The organism is Odoribacter sp. (assembly GCF_985060555.1).
This window is the reverse complement of record NZ_CFKYFN010000057.1, coordinates 1-5,286: the sequence shown is the minus strand read 5'-3', so window position 1 is coordinate 5,286 and position 5,286 is coordinate 1. Positions and strand designations below refer to the sequence as shown.

The 5,286-nt window shown below is 43.8% G+C and carries 5 protein-coding genes; all 5 read left to right on the top strand.

The genetic code is table 11. The features are described from left to right. Positions 1-316: 316 nt before the first annotated feature. Positions 317-496, top strand: coding sequence for a helix-turn-helix domain-containing protein (locus AC5RDS_RS07500; protein ID WP_494222284.1), 180 nt, complete (start codon positions 317-319; stop codon positions 494-496). After that, positions 489-1,175, top strand: a complete 687-nt coding sequence (locus tag AC5RDS_RS07495) for a response regulator transcription factor (protein WP_113993195.1) — start codon at positions 489-491, stop codon at positions 1,173-1,175. Before AC5RDS_RS07500 ends, AC5RDS_RS07495 begins: the two co-directional genes overlap by 8 nt. 8 nt (positions 1,176-1,183) lie before the next feature. Beyond that, the gene (locus tag AC5RDS_RS07490) at positions 1,184-2,221 is read left to right on the top strand and encodes a sensor histidine kinase (protein WP_113993194.1); all 1,038 of its coding nucleotides are present in this window, start codon (positions 1,184-1,186) and stop codon (positions 2,219-2,221) included. Between the two features lie 112 nt (positions 2,222-2,333). Then, positions 2,334-3,017: an ABC transporter ATP-binding protein gene (locus AC5RDS_RS07485; protein ID WP_008705963.1), complete on the top strand. Its 684-nt coding sequence runs from the start codon at positions 2,334-2,336 to the stop codon at positions 3,015-3,017. Between the two features lie 89 nt (positions 3,018-3,106). Then, a complete protein-coding gene (locus AC5RDS_RS07480; protein ID WP_494222283.1) occupies positions 3,107-4,822 on the top strand; it encodes an ABC transporter permease in 1,716 nt (571 codons plus the stop codon). The last annotated feature ends 464 nt before the right edge of the window (positions 4,823-5,286 follow it).

Genomic DNA, 5,286 nt, shown 5'->3' with positions numbered 1-5,286 from the left:
GATACTGACCTTTGTTCTCAATATTCATAATGGTACGGGAGTCACGGTCTACTAATTCCGCAACATAGGCTTGTGTCCAGCCCTTTTCTTCTCTGGCTCGTTTGAGAGCTGCCCCGAGGCCGTGAAAGTCAAACCTTCTTTCATCTTGGTTCATTCTCATATCACCCTATATCATTCTACATTTCGGGTTGAATTATGAGAATGTAATGAGATTTTACATTAAGTAGTATTTTATTTCGCATCCGTGTAGGCTCTAACTTGTATTATTCGAGATAGAGAACTATAATATATCCTGTGGAGGTGCGAAATGGACTATATGACATTAAAAGAGGCCGCCGAGAAGTGGGGCGTGACACCTCGTAGGGTAAATTATTATTGTGCTGGTGGGCGTATCCCCGGCGCTGTGAAAATGGCCGGTGTTTGGCTGCTCCCTAAAACTGCGGAGAAGCCGATTGATGGTCGAACAAAACAAGGAAAGGTAAAAAAGTATGAGTAATATATTACTTCTTGAAGATGATCTAAGCCTGATTAACGGGCTTTCTTTTGCTTTCAAAAAGCAGGGATTTGAATTAAATATCGCCAGAACGCTCAAAGAAGCGGAGGAATTGTGGACAGACGGAAAATATGATTTGTTGGTGTTGGACGTATCTCTGCCAGATGGGTCTGGCTTTGAATTTTGCAAAAGAGTTCGACTTACATCAAAGGTGCCAATTATTTTTCTGACGGCTTCGGATGAGGAAACAAGTATTATTATGGGGCTGGATATTGGAGGTGATGACTATATCACAAAACCGTTCAAACTGGGGGTTCTCGTTTCAAGGATTAACGCCTTACTTCGACGTGCAAATTCTTTTCAAACAGCAGACACAGAATTGCAGTCGAATGGCATCAAAGTTCTTTTGCTGCAAGGACAGGTTTTCAAAAATGGGGAGCTGTTGGATTTGACTGCCGCGGAATACAAGCTACTGTGCTTGTTTATGAGAAACCCAAGCATGGTGCTGACAAAGGGACAAATTTTAGATAAGCTATGGGATTGCGACGGGAATTATATCGACAGTAGTACCCTTACGGTCTATATGCGTCGGCTTCGTATGAAGATCGAGGATAATCCAAGTGAACCACAAATGCTCCTGACTGTTCGAGGTATGGGATATAAATGGAATATTATCGGGTGAGGTACAGAATGAAGATACTGGCAAATAAAGAAATCAAAAATCTATTTCTTTCGCTTTCACTGGTTTTTGGGGTTACATTTCTCTTAGCCGAGGTTTTTCTATGGCTGTCATATCGACGGCTTTCTCTGTTATTGCTAATCCTTTTTCTATTGGCTGGCGGTGCTGTATGGGCAGTCTGCTTTGTATATTTTAATCGGCAAAATCAGATCATGGAGCAGGCGATATTACAAATCAATGCGTATCTTGATGGTGATCGCAATGCCCGTATTGAATGTGACAATGAGGGCGAATTGTACCGACTGCTTCATTCCATCAATTCTTTAGCGGCAGTGTTAAATGCCCATGCAGATAACGAGTTACGAGAGAAAGAGTTTTTGAAAAATACAATCTCCGACATTTCACACCAACTGAAAACACCGCTGGCAGCACTCAATATTTATAACGGACTCCTTCAAGACGAGGATATAGAAGTGTCCTCCGTGAAAGAATTTGCGGGTTTGTCTGAGCAGGAACTTGACCGTATCGAAACACTGGTGCAAAGTCTGCTCAAGATTACAAGATTGGATGCCGGAGCCATTGTCTTGGAAAAGAACGCAGAAAATGTTGCAGATATGATGCGGGATATTGAACTGCATTTTGCATATAGAGCCAGACAGGAAAAGAAAGAAATCATTCTGTCTGGCTCGGATCATCTTTCTCTTTTTTGTGATCGTGATTGGTTGAATGAGGCAATCGACAATATTGTGAAAAATGCGTTTGACCATACAGAAAGTGGTGCAACAATTCGTGTTGCGTGGAACGAGTTGCCGTCTGGTGTCCAAATTGTGATAACGGATAATGGATGCGGCATCCACCCAGAGGATATACATCACATCTTCAAGCGGTTTTATCGCAGTCGTTTTTCTAAGGACAAGCAAGGGATTGGACTGGGATTACCTTTGGCAAAGGCAATCGTTGAAGCACATAACGGCACCATTGAGGTTGACAGCGAATTAGGTATCGGGACAACTTTCACAATGAATTTTCTGATTCCTACAAAATTGTAGGCTGGCTGTAGGCTTACAGTAAGATTCAGGTGCTATTCTCTCACACATAGGCAGGACAAACAAAGACAGCCTGCCTATATCGCAAAATCATTCAGAAAGAGGTGTTTACACTATGAACTTATTAGAAGTCAAAAATATCAGTAAGACCTATGGCAACGGAGAAACCGCTGTCAAGGCATTAAAGGATGTCAGCTTTTCTGTTCCAAAGGGCGAGTATGTGGCAATCGTCGGGGAATCCGGTTCTGGTAAAAGTACACTGCTGAATATGATCGGTGCTTTGGACACGCCAACATCTGGCAAGGTTCTGATTGACGGCAAGGACATTTTTGCCATGAACGATCGAAAGCTGACCGTTTTCCGCCGGAGGAATATCGGCTTTATCTTTCAGGCGTTTAACCTTATCCCGGAGTTGACGGTGGAACAAAATATTATTTTTCCGCTGTTGTTGGATTATCAAAAGCCGGATAAGAGATATTTGGAGGAACTGCTGACGGTTTTGAATTTGAAAGATCGTCGTAATCATTTACCCAGTCAGCTTTCCGGCGGTCAACAGCAGAGAGTGGCGATTGGCCGCGCATTGATTACCCGTCCTTCTCTGATTCTGGCAGACGAGCCAACAGGAAATTTGGACTCACAAAACAGCAGTGAGGTCATAGCATTGCTCAAAGAAACATCGAAAAAATACGAGCAGACCATCATTATGATTACCCATAACCGCAGTATTGCGCAAACGGCAGACCGGGTATTACAGGTATCGGATGGTACTTTGACTGATTTTGGGAGGTGCCGTGAATGAAAAGCTATCTTAGTCTTATTCCCATCTCCGCTAAAGTTCATCGCCGACAAAATCGTATGACGCTGCTTTGCATTGTATTTGCTGTGTTTATGGTAACAGCAGTATTCAGTATGGCAGAAATGGGTTTTCGGATGGAACAGGCCCGATTGGTTGGTAAGCATGGAAGTTTCTCTATTGGAGACTTGCTCGGCAGTTCCATGGGGCAAACCCTTCTTTCTGTTGCGGTTGTTCTGTTCCTGCTGATTTTGATTGCAGGCGTTTTGATGATTTCCAGCAGTATGAACAGTAGCGTTGCCCAGAGAACCAAATTTTTTGGAATGATGCGTTGCATTGGTATGAGTAAGCAGCAGATTATTCGGTTTGTTCGTCTGGAGGCATTGAACTGGTGCAAAACGGCTGTACCCATCGGTCTTATTTTAGGGGTTGTTACAACATGGGGGCTGTGTGCGGTACTGCGCTTTGTAGTCAGAGAAGAATTTTCTGATATTCCCCTCTTTGGTATCAGTATTTTTGGCATTGCCTGCGGTATCTTTGTTGGACTGATTACTGTACTGATCGCCGCAAATGCTCCGGCGAAACATGCCGCGAAGGTATCTCCTATCACAGCGGTGTCTGGAAATGCAGACCACGGAAAAACAATGCGTCATTCCCAGTATACAGGATTCGGAAAGATTGAAGCCCTTCTCGGTATCGGCCATGCGGTCTCCGGGAAGAAAAATTTATTCCTGATGACAGGTTCTTTTGCACTTAGCATCATCCTGTTTTTGAGCTTTTCTATTATGGTCGATTTTGTGGATTACCTGATTCCTCAGTCGGCTGCCACATCAGATATAGATATTGCAAGTGCTGACGGTAATACGATTCCTTGGGAACTGCTTACAACCATCCGCGAAATGGATGGAGTGAAGGAAGTTTACGGGCGTCGTAGTGTATTTGATGTTTCTGCCAAACTAAACGACGACACCAACTTTTCTGGCACAGTCGATTTGATTTCTTATGACGATTTTGATTTACAATGTCTGAAAAAAGACAGTGCTTTGAAAAGGGGGAGTGATCTGTCCAAAGTTTTTAGGGACAGCAATTTTGTTTTGGCAACATCCGATCAGGACAGCACATGGAAAATCGGTGACACTGTTCAGATTGGGGATGAAACCCTTACCATAGCCGGACTGTTAAAAAACGACCCATTTAGTGAGAATGGATTGACAAATGGAAAGCTCACATTGATTACCTCTGATGAAACATTTGTCCGTTTGACAGGAGAGGAAGGTTATTCTCTTGTGCTGATACAAACAACGGGAGATGTTACGGACGAAAATGTTCAGGCAATCCAGAATTCCGTAGATCAAACATATAGCTTTCAAGATAAACGCGACGAGCGCACTACGGGAACTTATATGGCTTTTGTTTTCTGTGTTTATGCGTTTTTGGCAATTATTGCACTGGTAACGGTAATGAACATTGTCAATAGCATTTCCATGAGTGTGTCTGCCAGAATGAAGCAATATGGAGCTATGCGGGCAGTAGGAATGGATGAACGGCAAATGACGAAAATGATTGCCTGTGAAGCATTCACCTATGCTGTTTTGGGGTGCGTTGTTGGTTGTGCTATTGGCTTGCCGCTTAGCAAATCGCTGTATGATTTCCTTATTGCAGGGCATTTTCCATCTGCTGTGTGGCAGTTCCCAATTATCTCTTTGGGCGTTATTCTTCTGTTTGTCTCGATTGCGGCAATCGCAGCTGTATATGCTCCGGCAAAACGAATTCGCAATATGTCGATTACTGCAACCATCAATGAATTATAGTTTCATATGTTAATCTGCCGGACGACGGCAAAAGAAAAAAAGCCGTCGTACAGCAGACACATTTTCACGCGCCTATGAAGCGGCGGCTTTGATTTTCAGAGCCGCCGTTTCTTTTCGTCTACCTTAAAATAACGACGACCTAACACCGTGTAAATCCACGGCGGCATATAAGGAGGATTGCCGCCGTGTCTATTTTTGCCTCTTTTCATAGTACCCATGACCTACATCAATTAAAAAAAGCATAGCGCCCCCTCCGGGACAGTCTGGTTATGAATGTGAAATCAGACAGTACATAAATGAATATGTAACTTCATGCGTTCGTGTGGCTTCATGCCGCCCGGGCGCTTTTGTGTTCTTATGGGGCTGCTTCGGGTCATGTTGGCCCGAAGTCATTCCCCGGTGCCGCTCCCCGCCGCCTTCGTTTCGGTCACTCGTCAACCAACAACCGAAACGGAGGTCAATAT

Coding starts and splice junctions, on each gene's coding strand:
- AC5RDS_RS07495 (WP_113993195.1), top strand. CDS start 489: ATGAGTAATATATTACTTCTTGAAGATGATCTAAGCCTGATTAACGGG.
- AC5RDS_RS07480 (WP_494222283.1), top strand. CDS start 3,107: ATGGTAACAGCAGTATTCAGTATGGCAGAAATGGGTTTTCGGATGGAA.
- AC5RDS_RS07490 (WP_113993194.1), top strand. CDS start 1,184: ATGAAGATACTGGCAAATAAAGAAATCAAAAATCTATTTCTTTCGCTT.
- AC5RDS_RS07485 (WP_008705963.1), top strand. CDS start 2,334: ATGAACTTATTAGAAGTCAAAAATATCAGTAAGACCTATGGCAACGGA.
- AC5RDS_RS07500 (WP_494222284.1), top strand. CDS start 317: ATGACATTAAAAGAGGCCGCCGAGAAGTGGGGCGTGACACCTCGTAGG.